The following is a 19,324-nucleotide window of genomic DNA, read 5'->3' on the forward strand; positions in this document are numbered from 1 at the left end:
GAATCATTGAAAATAATATAAAATAAACTATGGATTTACAAGGAAAGGTTATTGCAGCATTGCCCGCTCGCTCGGGAACTTCTGCTCGTGGCGAATGGAAAGCGCAGGATTTTGTTATCGAAACGCATGAGAATTTCCCTCATAAGATGGTGTTCAGTGTGTTTGGTGATGAGCGCTTGCAACGTTTCAATATACAAATTGGACAAGAGGTAAATGTTTCTTTCGATATCGATGCCCACGAATATAATGGACGTTGGTTTAATAGTATTCGTGCGTTTGATGTTCGTCAGATTGATCCAGCTTCGTTAGGAGCTTCTGCCGCGCCTGCAGGTTTCGAACCAACTCCTGTTAGTCCTGTTCCAGTAGGTGGTCCGGCACCTGTAGCTTCACAAGAAAGTGCAGAAGGAGAAAGCGCAGATGATCTGCCTTTCTAAGATAGAATAAATATTTAATTAGTTCAGAATGTAGGGGTGTGTCATGTATATGTGATGCGCCCCTTTTTCATTTTATGTCATGTTTTCAGTCTGTTTATAGTTTTTAGAATGGCATAATGATGACGGATTCTGAAGATTTGCTCATCAAATTTCACTTACTTTTATTGATAAAAGATATCAGATAAACGGGTGTGTTTTTTAAGATTGTATTCAAATTGAGTTTGAAGGTATGTGCATAGTGTTTAACTATACAAAATAAACTGATAGGTTTCACACAATGATATGACTCATATTGCGGGCTAAAATGGCTTGAATTATTTACTCATTTCAGGCAGATAAGATTTCGGATAAATCTCTATTGAATGATAAAAAAATAGAGTTTGTGGAACACTTAAATACTTATTATTTAGTTTCCTGATTATAAGCTTGTTATAAATCTGTGCTTAAGGAGGGTATTAGTGGTATGAATTGGCTGGTATTAGGTGATTATTCGATAAGAATATGGTTGTATTTTATTTATCAATCTTAAGAAAAAATGGAGATGGAAATATAAAAAAGGCAGGAAAAATAAATGTGCTCAATGATGATTCTGCTTTGTTGTGGGCATAATAGAGAAGTGATTTTGTTCATGCTTTTCTGTCTTCTCTGCGTATGCTTTTATTCAAAGCCACATGCACTTTTATTTCTCCTGTCTTTAATTTAATCTTTTATTGCTTTATCTTTGCTTTGATTTCTTTTATTGAAAATCTTGTCTATTTCTGATAAAGATATCTCTTAATACTCTTTTTGGGTGTTTTTTCAAACTCTTCTTTGTGGATGATAATGGCCCAAAGTTTGCAATATGCAGGCTGAGTTTGATTGAGTTCATTGCGGTTTTGTTCCATGATTGTTTCCAAATCTTTGTCACTCAACCCCATGCTCTTGGCTTCATCATAGTCAGGATGCACTAACCCCACGAGCTTATCTCCATCTTGAATCACGACACTTTCATTGACAAGAGGCATTGAGTTGAGTCGGTCTTCAATCTCTTCTGGATAGATGTTTTGTCCGTTTGCACCGAGTAGCATGTTTTTAGAACGTCCCTTAATGAAGATATTTCCATGGGCATCTTTAGTACCGAGGTCTCCTGTGTGATACCACCCATTAGCATCAATGGTCTGTCGGGTAGCCTCTTCATTCTTATAATACCCCAACATGACATTCATTCCTTTTGCAAGAATCTCGCCAGGAATATTTTCTGGGTCAGGACTATCAATCTCTACTTGCATGTTTACAACAGCCCGTCCGCAACTTCCTGGCACAAAGTCTTTATAATCTGAATAGCAAATGATAGGTGCACACTCTGTAGCGCCATAACCAACTGTGTATTTGAAGCCTATCTGATGAACGAAATGTTCTATCTCTTGGTTAAAAGCGGCACCACCGATGATAACTTCATAGAACTCTCCTCCAAATGCATTTGATACCTGTTCGCATATCTTTTCACGCACCTTCTTAGCCACAACAGGCATATGAAGAAGCATACGCATGCGATTGTTCTGTATCTTTGGGAATACCTTTTTACGTATAATCTTCTCGATAACCAAAGGTACACTGATGATGATCTTCGGCTTAACCTCACTAAAAGCCTGTGCAATGATGGCAGGACTTGGTACGCGTGTGAGATAGAATACATGGCAACCTTTACAAAATTCGAAGATAAACTCGAAAGCCATACCATACATGTGAGCCATTGGAAGGATGCTAATGATGCTGTCTCCAGCCTTGACAACCTTTCCTAAAACTTGTTCAGCGAAATATTCATTGCTCCATAATGCACGATAAGGAATCATTACACCCTTTGAGAATCCTGTTGTTCCGCTGGTATAATTGATAAGAGCCAGCTCGTCGGGAGACTTTTCAATATAATAGTTTATATGTTCTTTACGATAGTATTTTGGGAACTTTTTTCCGAACATTTCATTCAAATGCTCACGTGCATAGGTGAGTTTGTCTGTACGGGAAAGCACAAGCGAATAGTCGGGGATATAGATAATGCCTTCGAGCGTAGGCATCTTTGTTGGGTCAATCTGTGTTGCCACTACATCACCTACAAAGAGGAGACGAGCCTCACTGTGGTTAACGATGTTGTGCATCTGCTCGGGTGTGAATTCATGGAGAATTGGAACAGCCACACATCCATAGGTGAGTGTAGCCAGAAATGCTACGGCCCAATTTGCACTATTACGCCCAGCTAAAGCAATCTTGTCTCCTTTGACCACGCCACTGCTTTCAAACATGATATGAAGTTTCTCGATTTTACGAGCTACATCATGATATTGCAGGGTCGCACCTTTGAAGTCTGTGAGTGCGTCTCTATCCCAATTGTCTATGATAGACTGCTGTATCAGACTATTAAAACTTGGTATTTGTTCCATAATGTTGTCTTTTTTTGAATTACTTTTTGTTTGGTAATCAATTGTTTTATTGGATGGTATTTTGATAAAGATAGCGTTTAATGCTCTTCTTTGGAGTCTTTGCAAACTCTTCTTTCTGTATTTGAATCGCTGAAAGACTTGCATATTTGGGCAGAATTGCATTTAGTTCATTACGATTTTGCTCCATAACTTGTTTTAAATCATCTTCACTGAAATTCAAAGATTCAACTTCTTCGTAATCAGGATGAACGAGTGCAATGATTTTTTCACCTTTTTGTATGACAAGACTTTCATTGACTAAGGTCATCGAATTTAGCTTGTTTTCAATTTCTTCGGGAAAAACGTTTTGCCCGTTTGCACCGAGAAGCATGTTCTTAATACGTCCACGGATGAAGATATGTCCGTCTTTTGACATCGTAGCTAAGTCTCCTGTATGAAACCATTCGTCCTTATCTATGACGGCATCTGTAGCTTCTTGGTTCTTGTAATATCCCAACATGACATTCTGTCCTTGTGTAATAATCTCACCAGGAATGGTCTCTGGGTCATTACTGGTTATCTTCACATCCATGAATTTCACGGGCTTTCCACAACTTCTTGGAATGAAATCATGCCAGTCAACATAAGTAATCAGTGGGGCAGTTTCAGTGGTTCCATAGACCATAGTGATAGGGAATCCGATATTGATAAGGAAATCTTCTATCTCTTTATTTAGCCCAGCACCTCCTACTGCAACCTGATACATTGCACCACCAAACTCAGCCTGTACGATATCGAGAATGCGTTGCTTTATTTTTTTGTTGATAACAGGCATTGTCATCAATAGCTTATAGATGTTGCTTTGAATCTTTGGAAAGACATTCTTGCGGATAATCTTCTCAACAACTAAGGGTACCGAGAATATCATTGCAGGGTGGATTTCAGCAAAAGCCTGTTGAATGAGCGTTGGACTTGGTAGTCTTGTGAGGAAATAAGCATGGTTTCCAAGGCAGAATTCGAGTATGAGTTCGCACATCATACCATACATGTGTGCCATTGTAAGAATGGCTAAGACATTACAATGCTTGGGTATCTTTGAACCAATTACTTCTTCTAAGAACAGATAATTGCCAGTCAATGCGCGATAGGGGAGCATCACACCTTTCGAGAATCCTGTTGTTCCGCTTGTATAATTGATTAAAGCCAACTCCTCGGGTTGGTCTTGATGATAGTGGATATGTTCTTGTCTAAAGTACTTTGGATATCGTTTTCCGAAGATTTCATTGAGATGTTCGCGTGCAAACGTAAACTTCTCAGACCGAGAAAGCACTATAGAAAAGTCTGGTAAATATAAGATTCCTTCAAGTGAAGGCATCTCTTCAGCATCAATTTCCTTTGCAACAACATCTCCTACAAATAGAAATCGAGACTCGCTATGATTGACAATATTATGAATTTGTTTGGGTTTGAATTCATTTTGAATAGGTACAGCAACAGCCCCATAGGTCAAAGTGGCTAAGAATGCAACAGCCCAATGAGAACTATTTCGACCGCAAATAGCAATCTTATCGCCTTTATGTAGCCCACTGTTCTCAAATAAAATGTGCAGTTTTTCTATCTTTCGGGCAACATCATGAAATTGAAGCGTGGCACCTTTGTAGTCTGTCAAGGCGTCTTTATCCCAATTATTGATGATGCTTTGTTCTATAAAGCGGTTGAAATTTGGTTGTGAGTCCATTGCACAATAACAAAATTTTTGTGCAAAGATAGTTCTTTCTTTGCACATCTCAAAACTTTATGTGCACTTTTTGTTTCCTATATTAGATTTTATTTACTCGTATCTCATGGACTTTGCAGGATGGATATGAGAAATTAAATAACTTGGAGCGATGAGCACAAAGAGGCTGATGAGCAGGGTAGCAACGTTCAAAATGATAAATAAAGGGATATTATATTCCACGGGAACCGTACTCACATAATAGGTTTGCGGATTGAGTTTGACGAGTCCTGTGAACTGTTGAAGCGTGATAAGGCCAAGTCCAATCAGGTTTCCAACCAACAAACCTTTGCCTATAATGAATGCCGCAAACCACATAAATGTGTGTCTGATGGTTTTGTTTCGTGCGCCTAAAGCTTTCAAAATACCAATCATCACAGTACGTTCCAAGATGATTATTAGTAATCCGGATATCATAGTTACTCCTGCTACGGCAATCATCAGTGCGAGGATAACCCATACATTTAGGTCGAGTAGGTCAAGCCATGAGAAAATTTGAGGGCAAAGTTCACGGATTGTCTTTGAAGAATATGTCTCACCATAGTGGTCGAGTGTGCGGTTTACCTTTTTGATGACGAGATTCTCCACATTATCTAACTGGTTGAAGTCCTTGACAATGAGTTCTGCTCCAGTAGCTTGATCATCATGCCAACCATTGAGTTTTACAATCGTATTTAAGTCTGCAAAACAAGTAATGTCGTCATATTGTGATAGATTCGTTTGATAAATACCTTGAATCTTAAATCTTCTTGTGCGTATTCCATCTTTATCTATGAAATAACTATAGATTTTATCATTGACTTTCACGCCTAACTTGTCTGCAATGCTTTTCGAAATGAGGATATTATTGTCGGTTGTCGTATCATTAAAGCGTGGGATGCAGCCTTGAACTAAATTCTGATGAAGAAATGTTGTGTCATATTCGGGACCGACACCTTTGAATACTACACCCAAGAAATCATTGTCGGTTTTAAGTATTCCTTGTTTAAGTGCGTAGCGTTGGACATGTTTAATGCCAGGAATAGACTTCAATACCGTAATCATGGAGTCATCCATCTGAATGGGATAGGAGTCACCTGTTTGTAGAGTCATAAAGTCTGAAACCTGAATATGACTACCAAATCCAATCACTTTGTCACGTATCGTATGTTTGAATCCAAGTACGACACTCACCGAAATCAGCATTACTGCAAGTCCGATAGCTACACCTGCTGTTGCAATGCGAATGGCAGGGCGCGACACTTGTTTTCCTTCGGTCTTGCCACCATAGATTCTCTTGGCTATGAAAAATGGTAGATTCAATGTTCTTTTGTCTATTTCTACAACAAGTTTATCTTCCTTTTTAGCTTTTTACTCTTCGTCAAGGACGCGTCCCGGATAAGCTTCGAGTGCTTTTCGCAGTACAACCAATGCACGCTCGAGGTCTGCTTTCTTTAGCACATAAGCTATTCGCACTTGATTAATCCCAGCGCCTGGCGTTGTATAAAAACCAGAAGCAGGCGCCATCATCACGGTTTCGCCTTCATAATTGAACTCCTCAAGACACCAACGACAGAATTTTTCACTGTCATCAACAGGGAGTTTGGCAACCGTATAAAATGCGCCCATAGGAATTGGAGAATATACTCCCGGTATACGATTTAGACCATCGATGAGGCATTTACGACGCTCAACATATTCATCATATACATTCCGATAGTATTCTTCAGAGGCATCGAGTGATGCTTCTGCAACAATCTGTCCGATAAGTGGCGGAGAAAGGCGTGCTTGACAAAATTTCATGACGGCTTTTCTCACTTCTGTATTCTTGGTTATCAATGCACCTACGCGGATACCGCATTCTGAATATCGTTTTGAAACGGAATCAATGAGAATTACATTCTGTTCAATCCCTTCCAAATGGCAGGCACTAATATAAGGTGAGCCTGTGTAAATATATTCGCGATAAACCTCATCAGAGAACAGATAAAGGTCATATTTCTTCACGAGATCGCGGATTTGATTCATTTCGCGACGCGTATATAGATAACCGGTCGGGTTATTTGGGTTGCAAATCATGATGGCACGTGTGTGCTCATTGATTAGTTCCTCAAATTTTTCAACTTTGGGTAATGAGAAACCTTCTTCGATAGTTGTAGCAATTGTACGTATGGTGGCGCCTGCACTAATGGCAAACGCCATGTAGTTTGCATAAGCTGGTTCAGGAATGATAATCTCGTCGCCAGGATTCAAACAACTCATAAAGGCAAACAGCACAGCTTCACTTCCGCCTGAAGTGATGATAATGTCATCAGCCTCAACGTTGATGTTATATTTCTTATAATATCCGGTTAACTTCTCTCGATAGCTTTGATAGCCTTGACTTGGAGAATATTCCAACAGCTTGCGATCGATTTTCTTCAATGCATCGAGGCCACATTGTGGCGTAGGAAGATCGGGTTGTCCGATATTGAGGTGGTAAACCTTTGTGCCGCGTTGTTTTGCTGCTGTTGCGAGAGGGGCCAGCTTCCTGATAGGTGATTCTGGCATCTCTAATCCGCGTACTGATATATCTGGCATAAATTTGTTTTATTTACGATGGTTTTTCCCCACCATGATTTATCATTCTGCCTGCAAAGGTAGTTATTTTTTTTGATTCAAATTCGTTTTCGATGATACTAATAAACACGAGGACCGAATATCGTTGTGCCTACACGAACCATTGTAGAACCATGTTCAACTGCGATCTTATAGTCGTGGCTCATGCCCCAAGAACGCTCCTTAAAGTCTTTTTCTTTTGAGAAATATTGGTTTTTTATCTCATCGAAGAACTGTTTTGCGGTGTCAAACTCGGCAGCAATCTGCTTTTGATTGTCGGTGTTGCTCGCCATCATCATCAAACCACAAATTTTCACATGGTCAAGCTCGCGCCAAGTCCCTTCTTCCAACAGCGCTCTACAATCTTCAATTGTGAGTCCATATTTTGTCTCTTCTTCAGCAATGTGAAGTTCTAAGAGCACTTTTATGACGCGATCATGCTTGGCAGCCTGTTTATTGATTTCTTTGAGCAGCTTTAAACTGTCTACGGCTTCAATCATCGAAATATATGGAGCAATATACTTCACTTTGTTGGTTTGCAGATGGCCAATGAAGTGCCATTGGATATCTTTTGGCAATTGCTCAACCTTTTGTTTCAGTTCTTGCTCGTGGCTCTCTCCAAACCGCCGTTGACCTTCAGCATACACCGCTTCGATATATTCGCAAGGATGATATTTGCTGATGGCAACCAATTCTACTCCTTTAGGCAGGTTGCCTATCACTTCATGCAGATTTTTTGCTACATCAACATTCATACACTTCTATTCTGTTGCTGTTTGATTGTTTTGCTCCGGAGTTTCATACTCAGGGACATCATTGCTGTGCGTATCCTGATTCAATTTTGGACTATTATGCTCAAATACGTCCATAATCTGAGTTTCCTGAATAGCCACAATCACATAATCGATCATTGTCTTGCCCATCACTTCTTCAATGTGTTTCACTGCGGATGGAACATTGTTGGCCTGTACCAAATAAGTGATGGTTGAGCGTTTTTCCTTCTCCGTTTTTTCATCTATCGTAATGAATTGCAGTTTGCACTTATACCATTTGTCATCTGTATCGACGTCGCTGAAGAAAATCTCACCATAAGCGGCAGATTTAAGGTCGGTTACTTTGAATTCTCCACTGATATACACACGCATCTCTTCGATGATGGTATTTTCCGCCTCCGTGAAACTCAATGCATCAACGACATAACTTTCCGACACTTTTTTTTGCATGCCGTCTTCCATTGTCTTCTCGTAACGTATTTTGGCTTCAAACCAAACTGCAGTTCTGCTTCTCATTGTCTTAATCTTTTGTTTTTTGTTGAGCAAAGTTATAAAAGAAAAATGAATTATGCAAATTTTTCGAGATTTCCAGGGTTCAATCCGTGGACGAGGTTCAGTCGGTTGCTCGTTTGCCTCTTCAAACGATGGTTTATAATCGTTTTATCCCAAGAATCTGAAGAGAAACCAATAAAAAAGCGCACAATCGCAGTCGGTTGTACGCTTTTCTTGTAGGATTCATTCAGAACGAGCCGTTTTTTACTTCTCCGCAGGTTTTTTCTTGATAGTTATCGTCTTTTCGATGACTTCCAACACTCCGTCTTTGTCCACACTCACCCAAATTGTCTTGGGTTTGCCGTCGGCTGTCGTCTGTCCGGCAATGGCTAATTCATAATGGCGTTTAGAACCTCGCCCTTCGGCTTTTCCTGTAAATTTGAGACTGTTTTTTGCCAAATTCAGCTTCGTTTCTAATGCTTCGAAACCGGGTTTCAGCAGTTTTTCTTCAGTGGCTGAACGTTTCTCTTGAGCACTTTTCGAATTTCCTTCGCGGTGAGCCACTGTCGCACGGAATTTGTCAGAGTTTGCGTTATATTCGGAGATAAGCACATCCAATTTTGGAGTTTCGGGCGCAAGATCGGCGAGTGCTTTGATGCGAAGTGCAACCGCACTCAATGCCTTGTCAGTGGCAGCGCGCAACGCTTTGATATCATAAGTTCCCGTGGGAATGATTGTCTTCAACGCATCAAGATAGCGCTTGTCGAAGGCTTCGTTGGCTTTCGATAGTCGCGTGATATACTCCGTTGCAGCAAGTTTCGTCACAGCTTCTGCGAGTTTAGCGTCTTGCAGGTCGGCCACAAGATTTTTTATCAAGGCCGATTCTTTGTTATAGTTCGACGTGGTTACTTTTGGGTAGCGCGACATCACATTTTCCATTTTTTGAGCCGCCTTTTGTTCATCAACGTCTTCGGAGAGCAAATTCATCTCCACCAACAGCTGCAGTGCGCGATAGGCATGGTCTCGTGCGCGGTCGAGCGCCTCCAAATCAGCCGTTCCCTCTTTTTTCCTTGGAATATTCAGCGCCTTGTCTTCTTCGGCAACTGCATCCTTCAAGGTTTTCAACAAAGTTTTAAGTTTTTCGATGCCCGCCTCTTCACAAAGTTTAATAACTTGTGTGGCGAACTGGTAATGCTCCATGTTGTGAAGCGAATGTTTACGGATTTCGATTATTTCCATTGTGTATTCATTTTATAAATTCAACAATAGGGTTATGAATTAAAATATATTAGTGGCTTTTCTAAAAAACCGATGATTGTCTTTCGTCCCCGAGCAGTTTTTCATGAAATCTGATGATTGTCCTTCGTTCCCGAGCAGTTTTTCATAAAATCTGATGATTTACACCCGTTCCCGAGCAGTTTTTCATGAAATCTGATGATTTACACCCGTTCCCGAGCAGTTTTTCATGAAAACAGATAATTTACACCAGTTCCTCAGACAATTTTATTCATTTTGTATATTTTTCATGGAGAATTTTCTTTCATTTTTTCATTATTTGATTGTTTAAGGTTGTTTATGTTTAGAGATTGGAGGCTTAGACTTGTTTTTGCTTAGAAAATTATTTGAAAGCTGAACAGGATAACATTCCCTCTACAGAAATAGTCAGAACAGGTCAGCATGTGTGCCAGTGTCAATGAGATGTAACACAAGTTTGTGGTCGTCTTGTAACCAAATCATAAGCCAATCAGGTTGTAAGTGACATTCCCAATATCCTGCATATTTTCCTGATAACTTATGAGGACGATACTCAACAGGTAGGGTGCCAGATGTTTGTAGCAACATGATAGCCCGTTTGAAAATGTTTGCGTCTAATCCGCGTTTGATGCATTTCTTAAACGAGCGGCGAAATTTTGTTGTGAATTCTATTTCATACATGTTGATACGTTTTTCATTTCATCAGCTGAGCCATCAAGTCGTCTACATTTTTAGCTTTATGCGTATGCCCTGCCTTAAAGTCTTCTATTGCCTCATCAAGTCCATTGCGCCGTGTATGTTCGAACGTCCATCCCATGCGTTTTGCAAGTTCTTTGAGGAATTTGAGGTCTGCAACACTTGAAACTCCTAACTTGACCATCTCTTTGTGAATTGTTGTCGTATTCATGATTTAGCCTCTTTGTTTTTTATTTGATTAACAGCAAATGCAACGAGCTTTTATTTCAAATCGTGAACATTTACTATTGTTTGCAAAGATAATAGTTTCTGTTGGTAAATCAAAATTTTTGTCATTGGTTTTATTTTCTTTTTGGCAATTCATTTGCAATTGTTTCTGTTCAGAAATAGGCGAAGGTGGGGCGAGAAACGTTGGGATATGCGGTGTTTATGGGCAAAGATAGATTTATTTAACATGAAGATTTGCAGTTGAGAGGGATTATTTGATTAATTTTGCGCCAATCGCAGCTCTTTTTAATCTGTATCTGAAGGGATGTGGCCTTATATATATAAAGGTGGATAACGATTTGAAGAGGATGTTGCGGTTTATGTCAGTTTGAGTTAGACTTTTGAAGATAAATTAAAATTTATTGTAGCGCAATTTACATGAGAAGATTTTTGTTATTGTTTTTCTCCATCATAGTGTGGCTTCCTGTTTTTTCGCAGAGTAGGGAGATTAGCGGACAGCTTTCTGACCGCGATACCAAGGAGAGTATGGCACAAACGACTGTGCAGCTGCTTCGTGCCCGCGATAGTTCGTTCGTATCGGGCACTCTTTCTGACAATGACGGCAAGTTTAAGCTCAGTGCGCCTGCCGATGGTCGTTATCTCGTTAGGATTACGAGCGTGGGATATAAAGCGGTGATTAAACACGCCAATGTGGAGAATGGGAAAGATGTGGTTTTGGGTTCCATTGTCATGGGCGCTGATGCCGTGATGCTGAAAGGGACAACAATCACTGGCCAGGCAACAAAAGTTTCGCTCAAAGAGGATACTTTTGTTTATAACGCTTCAGCCTTTCGCACACCCGAAGGTTCGACCATAGAAGAACTTGTGAAACGACTGCCGGGCGCGCAAGTGTCGAGTGACGGAAAGATAACTGTCAACGGAAAGGAAGTGAAAAAGATTCTTGTCGACGGAAAAGAGTTTATGACTGGCGATACGAAGACGGCATTGAAGAACATACCAAGTTCGGTGATTAATAAAATCAAGGCTTATGACCAAAAGAGCGATATGGCCAAAGTGACGGGCATCGATGATGGCGAAGAGCAAACGGTGCTTGATTTTGGAATGAAGGACGGCATGAATAAGGGTAGTTTTGGGAATATTGACTTGGCAATCGGCAGCCAGCGGCGTTATGCGGAGAAAGCCATGGGCGGATGGTTTAACGGGAACCACAGGCTGATGATGTTTGCCAACGCAAATAATGTCAACGACATGGGCTTCCCTGGCGGCGGATTCCGAGGCTTCGGTGCAGGTCCGCAGGGATTAAATGCGTCGAAGATGCTCGGTTTAAACTATAATTATGAATTGAAAGACCGGTTGCAGATGGATGCTTCGGTGCGTTGGAATCATTCTGATGGGGATGTGAACGCCTTAGGCTCTATGGAGAACTTCGTCAGCAGGATAGGAGCATTTTCAAACAACAATAGCTCAACCCTCTCGCGCAGTAACTCGTGGGATGGCCAATTGCGGTTGGAATGGACGCCCGACACGATGACAAACATCTTGTTCCGCCCACAATTCACTTACAATCGTGGGGATAATCTTGCGCACAGCCTTTCGGCCACGTTCAGTAAAGACCCTTATCTGTATGTTGCTAATCCGCTGCTGGCAGAAGCCATTACGAGGCTTGATGCTGAAAATCTGATGGTGAATACGCAGGAAAATAGTGGCATAAGTGACAATTCGAATAAGAGTTTAAGCGGAACATTGCAATATAATCGTAAGTTTGGAACAAAGGGACGCAACGTGACCTTGCGCGTGGGCGGAAACTACGGGTTGAGCGATGGCCACGAACTCACGCTGAATAACATCCACTTATATCAGGTTCAAAATGTCTTGGGGCAAGATTCGACATATCAAACTAATCGCTGGAAACTTGTGCCTACCACAAACTATGGGTATAAACTCAAATTTGCCTATAGCGAACCCATTGCGCGTGCGACATTCCTTCAATTCTCTTATGAATTTCAATATAAATATAGTAAGAGCAACAGAAAGACCTATGATTTTAGTAATTTAGGCGAAACATTCTTCAGCGGTTTGCCTTTTGACTACGGAAACTGGAATAGTTATCTTGGCAGGTTGGCCAATCCGCTCGATGACTACTACGATCAACGTCTGAGTAGGTATTCTACGTATAGAAACTATATCCACGAGTTTCAATTGATGTTGCGTCTCATCAGAAAGAAATACAACTTGAATGTCGGCGTGATGTTGCAGCCACAAAAGTCGAAATATCTTCAGAATTATCAAGGAATCCATGTAGATACGATGCGCACTGTGACAAATTTCTCGCCGACACTTGATTTCCGTTATCGTTTCAACAAAGTGAGCAATCTGCGCATCAATTACCGCGGTACAACGTCACAACCGAGCATGTCGCAGCTGTTATCTATCACCGATGATAGTGATCCGTTGAACATTTCGAAAGGAAACGCCGGTTTAAAGCCATCTTTTACAAACAATTTCCGTCTATTCTACAATAATTATGTAGAAAAAAGACAACGGGCAATAATGACCTTCGTCAATTATAGTAACACGCGCAACAGCATTAGTAATAAGGTTACGTATGATGAGCGTACGGGAGGGCGAACCATTCAACCCGAGAATATCAACGGAAATTGGAATGCTATGGGTGCATTCATGTTTAATACTGCAATAGATTCGGCTGGCTTCTTTAATGTCAACACATTTACAAACGTCAACTATAATCATTACGTGGCGTACCTGGCATTAAATTCAACCTCGTCTTCAGTTAAGAATATAACGCGGTCGACCTCTCTCGGTGAGCGTTTGGAGACCAGTTACAGGAATAGTTGGTTGGAATTAGCTGTCGATGGGTCGGTAAACTATATGCACAGTAGAAATCAACTTCAACGGCAGAGTAATCTCAATACGTGGCAGTTCTCTTATGGTGGCTCGGTGAATATTTCCCTTCCTTGGGGCACAACGCTTGCAACAGATTTGCATAATAACTCTCGCCGAGGCTTCAACGATGCGTCGATGAATACCAATGAATTGATTTGGAATGCGCAAATCTCTCAAAGTATGCTCAAAGGCAGGCCACTATCAATCAGTCTTCAGTTCTATGATATTCTTCACAAACAGAGTAACTTCAGCCGTAGTGTAAATGCGCTGATGCGTAGTGATACCGAGTATAACAGCATTTACAGCTACGCAATGCTCCACGTCATTTATCGATTTAATTTGTTTGGCGGAAAAGAAGCGCGCAAAGATATGCCCGGTCCGCCGATGGGTGGTCGTGAACGACGGGGAACTCCACCACCACCTCCTGGTCGGCGCGGCGGCTTTGGTGGCCCACCAAGATTCTAATCAAAAGAGGAAAGAACTTCTCATAAATGTTTTGAGAAACGAAAAAAGGACACTCAATAAGCGGGTGTCCTTTTATATTGTTTGTCATTTATGCTTTGTTTAATGCTTGTTCAATATCGGCAATGATGTCATTTACATTTTCTATGCCCACCGAAAGACGGATTAAGTCGGGAGCTATGCCTGCTTCCCGAAGTTGTTCATCAGAAAGCTGGCGGTGTGTGTGGCTTGCCGGGTGCAAAATACATGTGCGTGCATCGGCTACGTGCGTTACGATGGAGATAAAATCAAGATTATCCATGAATCTGATGGCATCTTCGCGTGAACCTTTCAAACCAAAGGCAATGACGCCACATGAACCATTCGGAAGATACTTTTGTCCCAAAGCGTAGTATTTATTTGAAGGAAGTCCACAGTAATTTACCCAGGCTACTTTCTCATTCTTTTCCAACCATTCCGCCACTTTCTGTGCGTTGTCACAATGTTGTCTCATGCGTAAATGGAGCGTTTCAAGCCCTAAATTAAGCAAGAAGGCATTCTGCGGAGAGGGAATGCTGCCCAAATCCCTCATCAACTGACTAATAAGTTTCGTGAGATAGGCCATTTTCCCAAAGTTTTCTGTATAAATGAGTCCATGATAGCTTTCATCTGGTCTTGTCAGTCCACGGAACTTATCGCTGTGAGCTTCCCAATCAAAATTACCAGAGTCAACGACTGCGCCTCCAACTTGCGTGGCGTGTCCGTCCATATATTTAGTTGTGGAGTGAGTAACGATGTCACATCCCCATTCAAAAGGCCTACAATTGATTGGTGTCGCAAATGTATTGTCAACAATTAAGGGAACCCCATGTTTGTGAGCGAGATTTGCAAAGCGTTCGATGTCAAACACCTTTCCACCCGGATTAGAAATAGTCTCTCCGAAGAAGCACTTCGTATTGCTCTTAAATGCAGCCTCAATACGTTCGTCTTCCCATTCAGGGTCAATGAAAGTGCAGTCAATCCCCATCTTCTTTAGGGTTACTCCAAACAGATTAAAGGTTCCGCCATAAATCGTATTGGAAGTAATGATGTGATCACCTGCCTCACAAATATTAAACACAGCATAGAAGTTGGCCGCTTGCCCCGAAGAGGTGAGTACTGCACCAATACCTCCTTCAAGAGCAGCTATCTTCTTTGCAACTGAATCATTGGTTGGGTTTGCCAAGCGAGTATAGAAATATCCGCTATCTTTTAAGTCGAACAAACGTGCCATTTGTTCACTTGTGTCATATTTGAATGTTGTACTTTGATAGATGGGCAGTTGCTGAGGTTCTCCCTTTGTCGGTTTCCATCCGCCATGGATGCAAACCGTTTCAAGACTTTTTTTCATATTATTGCTTGTTGATTTGATAAGATACTATTGTGAATAATCGATAGATTCTGCGTTATGTTCATGGATTTCTTGAGATTATTACGCATGTAGCGTGTTATGTTCGATGGATTTATAGCAAATGTTCTATTCTTATACACCCTCATTTTGCCATCAAATCTTCTTGCATTTTAAGTTGTATTTGATGGAAAAAGATAATGGTTCAGTCAAAAAACTGATAGACAGTTCAGTTTAGAATCACATAGAATGGAAGCTATTGCGCTTTGATTATACTTGAAATTCGCCAGCCAAAGGAATGCTAAGTAGTTCGCGAATTGTTTTCGTATTATCTCCGTAGCGACCATATAGGTACATCAATTTCGTGACAGCAGCCTCTACTGTGCAGTCCTGTCCACTAATAACCCCAGTTCCTTTCAATTGATATCCTGTGTCATAACGTCCCATTTCAACGAATCCCGTTACACATTGGCTGATGTTTACGATAGAAACGCCACGCTGTGAAGCCTTTTTGAGCGTCTCAATCAACCATGATTGTTGAGGTGCATTGCCACTTCCGAAGCTACGCATAACAACACCTTTAAGTTCAGGAGCATCCAAAGCATGTTCAAATATATTCGTTTGGATGCCAGGGAAGAGTGACAAAACCACAATGTTTGGATTTAAATCATAATGTGGAACCATGGGTTTTGTATAATCAGGTTTCAGAATATGATGAGAAGAAAACTGAAATCTTATTCCAACTTCACATAAGTGTGGGTAATTGAAGGAATCGAAAGCATTAAATCCATCAGCATTTTGTTTCGTCGTGCGGTTGCCTCTTAATAGTCTGCCATTAAAGTAAATACACACTTCGGGGACTATAGGAGTGCCGTCTTCATGCTTTGCTGATGCCAAGTCTATACTTGAAATGAGATTTTCTTTAGCATCCGTCCGAAGATGTCCAATAGGGAGTTGGCTTCCGGTTAGAATCACAGGCTTAGTCAGATTCTCAAGCATAAATGAGAGAGCTGAGGCTGTATAGGCCATTGTGTCTGTTCCATGAAGGACTACAAAGCCATCATAGGCCTGATAACGATTGGCAATGATGCCAACAAGTCTTGTCCAAACTTCAGGTGCCATATCACTGGAGTCGATGGGATTTTCAAACTGATAGACATCAACATTCGTGGAAAGGTACTTCATTTCGGGCAAGTTACTCACGAGATGATTGAAGTCTAAGGGTTCAAGTGCATTCGTTTGACGATTTATTCCCATACCAATCGTCCCTCCGGTATATATGAGTAGAACTCTTCCTGTGGTATTTATTGTTTGCAGATTATCCATTATATATACGTCATCGTTTACGTAAAAACATTGCAAATATAGTTTAATTTTCCCGTAGTTCAAAAAAATATGCGTATATTTGCATTACACTTCATCGAAAAAATGACGGGTGCAGATGGTTATCGTCTTGTCTGATTCGGTGATTGTTTTACGGATTTAATAAACTATTTAATCAAGATTAATCTAAACAATAAATCATTTATGAAACAATTCATGAACGAAGATTTCCTGTTAGAAACACCAACTTCGCGCGAACTTTATCACAATCATGCGGCAAAAATGCCTATTATCGATTATCATTGTCATCTTGTTCCTGAGATGGTTGCTAACGATCATAAGTTCAAAAGCATAACAGAGCTGTGGCTTGGAGGTGACCATTACAAGTGGCGTGCTATGCGTACAAATGGTGTAGAAGAAAAGTATTGCACAGGAGAAGAAACAAGTGATTGGGAGAAGTTTGAGAAGTGGGCTGAAACAATGCCTTATACATTCTGCAATCCCTTATATCATTGGAGTCATCTTGAGCTGAAAACAGCTTTTGGAATTACTAAACAGCTTAGCCCAAAGACTGCTCGTGAGATCTACGATGAATGTAATGAGAAACTTCAGCAACCTGAGTTTACAGCGCGGGGACTAATGCGTCATTATCATGTTGAGTGTGTATGTACGACAGATGACCCTATTGATGACTTGCGTTATCATAAAGAAACACGGGAAAGTGGCTTTGAAATCAAGATGATTCCTGCTTGGCGTCCCGACAAGGCAATGAACATAGAAAAGGCTGATTACCCTGAGTATATCGCTAAATTAGCAGAAGTTAGCAATGTGGAAATCAATCACTTTTCGGATATGGTGGATGCTTTGAAAAAGCGACATGACTTCTTCTCTGAGAATGGATGTCGTCTTTCAGACCATGGAGTGGAAGAGTTCTATGATGATTCTTACACGGATAGTCAGATTGAAATCATTTTCGAGAAGGCACTTAGAGGTCAACAACTTAGTGTGTCGGAAGTCAGACAATACAAACATGCCTTTCTAAGAGTGTGCGGAGAGATGGATGCTGAGGCTGACTGGACACAGCAATATCATTATGGTGCCATTCGAGACAACAACACATTGATGTTTAATCGTCTTGGTCCTGATACCGGATTTGATTCTATTGGAGAGTTTAACACAGCGCGTGCCTTAGGACATTTCCTTGATGAACTCAACAAAGAAGGAAAACTTACGCGTACAATCCTTTATTGTTTGAATCCTGGTGCTAATGAGATGTTAGCCACAATGATTGGTAATTTCCAAGATAGTACCTGCCCGGGGAAAATGCAGTTTGGTTCTGGTTGGTGGTTTAATGATCAGCTTGATGGTATGACTCGACAGTTAAAATCTCTTTCAGTGTTAGGGCTGTTAAGTCGATTCGTTGGAATGTTGACAGATAGTCGCTCGTTCTTAAGCTATCCTCGCCATGAATATTTCCGTCGATTGTTGTGTAATCTTCTTGGGAATGATGTTGAAAACGGCCTTCTTCCAAATGATCAAGAAACACTTGCACGCATGGTTGAGGATATTTCTTATAACAATGCTCGTAGGTATTTCAAATTCTATTAAACAAAAAATATTCAATGGTTTGGCAGTTCTTTTCTCCTCAGAAAAGAACTGCCATCCTTTTATGGGGGTAGGAAATGTTTATAATCTATTCTTATCCTGAAAATTCATCATAAGTAGTTGTAAAATAGAAAGATAAATCTGTCTGTTTAAAATGTAGCTCTTTGTGGGATTATTTGTTTCATTTTACAATGCTATATGCGGCATTTTGCATCATCATTGATATCATTTTAGAATCAGAAACAACCTGCTTCAAAACTTAATCTAAAATGGTATGGAAAAAGAAATGCCAATCTCAACGAGATTGGCATTCTATTGTTTGTTTGGAATAAGTGCTTTGTTATTTAAGCTTCAGCCTTTGTTTTTTCTGCGTAGGCCTCGGGAGAGAGTACTGATACAGTGCTCTTGTTGAACTTGCCTTTGTGGAAGTATACCACACCATCAGCAAGTGCATAAAGCGTATCGTCTTTACCCTGTGCAACATTCTCACCAGCATAATGCTTGTTTCCACGCTGACGAACGATGATGTTGCCTGCAATGATCTTCTGACCACCCCAAATCTTTACGCCTAATCTCTGTGAAGCTGATTCACGTCCGTTCTTAGAACTACCTACACCTTTCTTATGTGCCATTGTCTGTCCTCCTGATTTTAAGCGTTAATTGATTTAACTGTTACTTCTGTAAATTGTGAACGATGACCATTTTTCACGCGATAGTCTTTACGACGCTTCATCTTAAATACGATTACTTTGTCGCCTTTCACGAGTGGGTTCACAACTTCTACTGTTACTTTTGCACCGCTAACTGTTGGTGCACCGACTGTTACTGTACCGTTGTTATCAACGAGTAGTACCTTGTCGAATTCAACAGTCTTACCAGCTTCGGCATCTTTGATGTGATGCACAAAGAGCTTTTTGCCCTCTTCAACCTTGAACTGTTGACCGTTAATCTCTACGATTGCGTACATTTTTTATATATTAAACGGGTTTTTCCGCCAGGCGTCTGACCTTTGTCAGCACTTCTATGAGCCCAAAACG

The 19,324-nt window shown here is 40.7% G+C and carries 16 protein-coding genes; 3 read left to right on the plus strand and 13 right to left on the minus strand.

What is annotated here, in order from left to right; translation table 11 throughout:
• The first annotated feature begins 29 nt into the window (after nucleotides 1–29).
• Nucleotides 30–434: a DUF3127 domain-containing protein gene (locus HMPREF9145_RS06640; RefSeq protein ID WP_021825568.1), complete on the plus strand. Its 405-nt coding sequence runs from the start codon at nucleotides 30–32 to the stop codon at nucleotides 432–434.
• 752 nt (nucleotides 435–1,186) lie between these two features.
• On the opposite strand, the gene HMPREF9145_RS06645 is transcribed toward HMPREF9145_RS06640, so the two are convergent.
• The 9 genes from HMPREF9145_RS06645 to HMPREF9145_RS06685 all read right to left on the minus strand — a co-directional run bounded on the left by HMPREF9145_RS06645 (nucleotide 1,187) and on the right by HMPREF9145_RS06685 (nucleotide 10,610).
• The gene (locus tag HMPREF9145_RS06645) at nucleotides 1,187–2,851 is read right to left on the minus strand and encodes an AMP-binding protein (RefSeq protein WP_021825578.1); all 1,665 of its coding nucleotides are present in this window, start codon (nucleotides 2,849–2,851) and stop codon (nucleotides 1,187–1,189) included.
• A 46-nt stretch (nucleotides 2,852–2,897) separates the two neighbouring features.
• The gene (locus HMPREF9145_RS06650) at nucleotides 2,898–4,568 is read right to left on the minus strand and encodes an AMP-binding protein (protein WP_036906898.1); all 1,671 of its coding nucleotides are present in this window, start codon (nucleotides 4,566–4,568) and stop codon (nucleotides 2,898–2,900) included.
• A gap of 93 nt (nucleotides 4,569–4,661) precedes the next feature.
• Entirely contained in the window at nucleotides 4,662–5,909 is a 1,248-nt protein-coding gene (locus tag HMPREF9145_RS06655; protein ID WP_021825555.1) for an ABC transporter permease, read from the minus strand.
• A 48-nt stretch (nucleotides 5,910–5,957) separates the two neighbouring features.
• Complete coding sequence (locus HMPREF9145_RS06660; protein WP_021825570.1) at nucleotides 5,958–7,166, minus strand: pyridoxal phosphate-dependent aminotransferase; 1,209 nt, start codon at nucleotides 7,164–7,166, stop codon at nucleotides 5,958–5,960.
• A gap of 98 nt (nucleotides 7,167–7,264) precedes the next feature.
• Nucleotides 7,265–7,939, minus strand: coding sequence for a YggS family pyridoxal phosphate-dependent enzyme (locus HMPREF9145_RS06665; protein ID WP_021825564.1), 675 nt, complete (start codon nucleotides 7,937–7,939; stop codon nucleotides 7,265–7,267).
• Between the two features lie 6 nt (nucleotides 7,940–7,945).
• A complete protein-coding gene (locus HMPREF9145_RS06670) occupies nucleotides 7,946–8,473 on the minus strand; it encodes a DUF4494 domain-containing protein (RefSeq protein WP_021825600.1) in 528 nt (175 codons plus the stop codon).
• A 240-nt stretch (nucleotides 8,474–8,713) separates the two neighbouring features.
• Complete coding sequence (locus HMPREF9145_RS06675; RefSeq protein ID WP_036906900.1) at nucleotides 8,714–9,688, minus strand: DUF6261 family protein; 975 nt, start codon at nucleotides 9,686–9,688, stop codon at nucleotides 8,714–8,716.
• A gap of 423 nt (nucleotides 9,689–10,111) precedes the next feature.
• The gene (locus tag HMPREF9145_RS06680; RefSeq protein WP_021825551.1) at nucleotides 10,112–10,384 is read right to left on the minus strand and encodes a type II toxin-antitoxin system RelE/ParE family toxin; all 273 of its coding nucleotides are present in this window, start codon (nucleotides 10,382–10,384) and stop codon (nucleotides 10,112–10,114) included.
• Between the two features lie 13 nt (nucleotides 10,385–10,397).
• Nucleotides 10,398–10,610: a hypothetical protein gene (locus tag HMPREF9145_RS06685; RefSeq protein WP_021825590.1), complete on the minus strand. Its 213-nt coding sequence runs from the start codon at nucleotides 10,608–10,610 to the stop codon at nucleotides 10,398–10,400.
• A 434-nt stretch (nucleotides 10,611–11,044) separates the two neighbouring features.
• On the opposite strand from HMPREF9145_RS06685, the gene HMPREF9145_RS06690 reads away from it, so the two are divergent.
• A complete protein-coding gene (locus HMPREF9145_RS06690; protein WP_021825566.1) occupies nucleotides 11,045–13,996 on the plus strand; it encodes an outer membrane beta-barrel protein in 2,952 nt (983 codons plus the stop codon).
• 88 nt (nucleotides 13,997–14,084) lie between these two features.
• On the opposite strand, the gene HMPREF9145_RS06695 is transcribed toward HMPREF9145_RS06690, so the two are convergent.
• Together HMPREF9145_RS06695 and HMPREF9145_RS06700 are read right to left on the minus strand one after the other, a co-directional pair.
• On the minus strand, nucleotides 14,085–15,362 hold the full coding sequence (locus HMPREF9145_RS06695; RefSeq protein WP_021825572.1) for an O-acetylhomoserine aminocarboxypropyltransferase/cysteine synthase family protein: 1,278 nt from the start codon (nucleotides 15,360–15,362) through the stop codon (nucleotides 14,085–14,087).
• A 267-nt stretch (nucleotides 15,363–15,629) separates the two neighbouring features.
• Nucleotides 15,630–16,685, minus strand: coding sequence for an asparaginase (locus HMPREF9145_RS06700; protein WP_021825616.1), 1,056 nt, complete (start codon nucleotides 16,683–16,685; stop codon nucleotides 15,630–15,632).
• A gap of 201 nt (nucleotides 16,686–16,886) precedes the next feature.
• On the opposite strand from HMPREF9145_RS06700, the gene uxaC reads away from it, so the two are divergent.
• Nucleotides 16,887–18,290, plus strand: coding sequence for a glucuronate isomerase (gene uxaC / locus HMPREF9145_RS06705; RefSeq protein ID WP_007133928.1), 1,404 nt, complete (start codon nucleotides 16,887–16,889; stop codon nucleotides 18,288–18,290).
• Between the two features lie 341 nt (nucleotides 18,291–18,631).
• Here the strand turns inward: uxaC and rpmA are convergent, their stop codons facing one another.
• The gene (rpmA, locus tag HMPREF9145_RS06710; protein WP_007133927.1) at nucleotides 18,632–18,919 is read right to left on the minus strand and encodes a 50S ribosomal protein L27; all 288 of its coding nucleotides are present in this window, start codon (nucleotides 18,917–18,919) and stop codon (nucleotides 18,632–18,634) included.
• A gap of 17 nt (nucleotides 18,920–18,936) precedes the next feature.
• Nucleotides 18,937–19,254 carry a 50S ribosomal protein L21 gene (gene rplU / locus HMPREF9145_RS06715; protein WP_007133926.1) on the minus strand — a complete coding sequence of 106 codons (318 nt, stop codon included), beginning with the start codon at nucleotides 19,252–19,254 and terminating at the stop codon, nucleotides 18,937–18,939.
• Between the last annotated feature and the right edge of the window lie 70 nt (nucleotides 19,255–19,324).

Origin of the sequence: Segatella salivae F0493, assembly GCF_000477535.1 — a bacterium.
Lineage (GTDB): Bacteria > Bacteroidota > Bacteroidia > Bacteroidales > Bacteroidaceae > Prevotella > Prevotella salivae.

Bases quoted from the DNA above. Each gene is read 5' to 3' on its own strand.
- HMPREF9145_RS06640 (WP_021825568.1), top strand. From the start codon at position 30: ATGGATTTACAAGGAAAGGTTATTGCAGCATTGCCCGCTCGCTCGGGA.
- HMPREF9145_RS06645 (WP_021825578.1), bottom strand. From the start codon at position 2,851: ATGGAACAAATACCAAGTTTTAATAGTCTGATACAGCAGTCTATCATA.
- HMPREF9145_RS06650 (WP_036906898.1), bottom strand. From the start codon at position 4,568: ATGGACTCACAACCAAATTTCAACCGCTTTATAGAACAAAGCATCATC.
- HMPREF9145_RS06660 (WP_021825570.1), bottom strand. From the start codon at position 7,166: ATGCCAGATATATCAGTACGCGGATTAGAGATGCCAGAATCACCTATC.
- HMPREF9145_RS06665 (WP_021825564.1), bottom strand. From the start codon at position 7,939: ATGAATGTTGATGTAGCAAAAAATCTGCATGAAGTGATAGGCAACCTG.
- HMPREF9145_RS06670 (WP_021825600.1), bottom strand. From the start codon at position 8,473: ATGAGAAGCAGAACTGCAGTTTGGTTTGAAGCCAAAATACGTTACGAG.
- HMPREF9145_RS06675 (WP_036906900.1), bottom strand. From the start codon at position 9,688: ATGGAAATAATCGAAATCCGTAAACATTCGCTTCACAACATGGAGCAT.
- HMPREF9145_RS06680 (WP_021825551.1), bottom strand. From the start codon at position 10,384: ATGTATGAAATAGAATTCACAACAAAATTTCGCCGCTCGTTTAAGAAA.
- HMPREF9145_RS06685 (WP_021825590.1), bottom strand. From the start codon at position 10,610: ATGAATACGACAACAATTCACAAAGAGATGGTCAAGTTAGGAGTTTCA.
- HMPREF9145_RS06690 (WP_021825566.1), top strand. From the start codon at position 11,045: ATGAGAAGATTTTTGTTATTGTTTTTCTCCATCATAGTGTGGCTTCCT.
- HMPREF9145_RS06695 (WP_021825572.1), bottom strand. From the start codon at position 15,362: ATGAAAAAAAGTCTTGAAACGGTTTGCATCCATGGCGGATGGAAACCG.
- HMPREF9145_RS06700 (WP_021825616.1), bottom strand. From the start codon at position 16,685: ATGGATAATCTGCAAACAATAAATACCACAGGAAGAGTTCTACTCATA.
- uxaC (WP_007133928.1), top strand. From the start codon at position 16,887: ATGAAACAATTCATGAACGAAGATTTCCTGTTAGAAACACCAACTTCG.
- rpmA (WP_007133927.1), bottom strand. From the start codon at position 18,919: ATGGCACATAAGAAAGGTGTAGGTAGTTCTAAGAACGGACGTGAATCA.
- rplU (WP_007133926.1), bottom strand. From the start codon at position 19,254: ATGTACGCAATCGTAGAGATTAACGGTCAACAGTTCAAGGTTGAAGAG.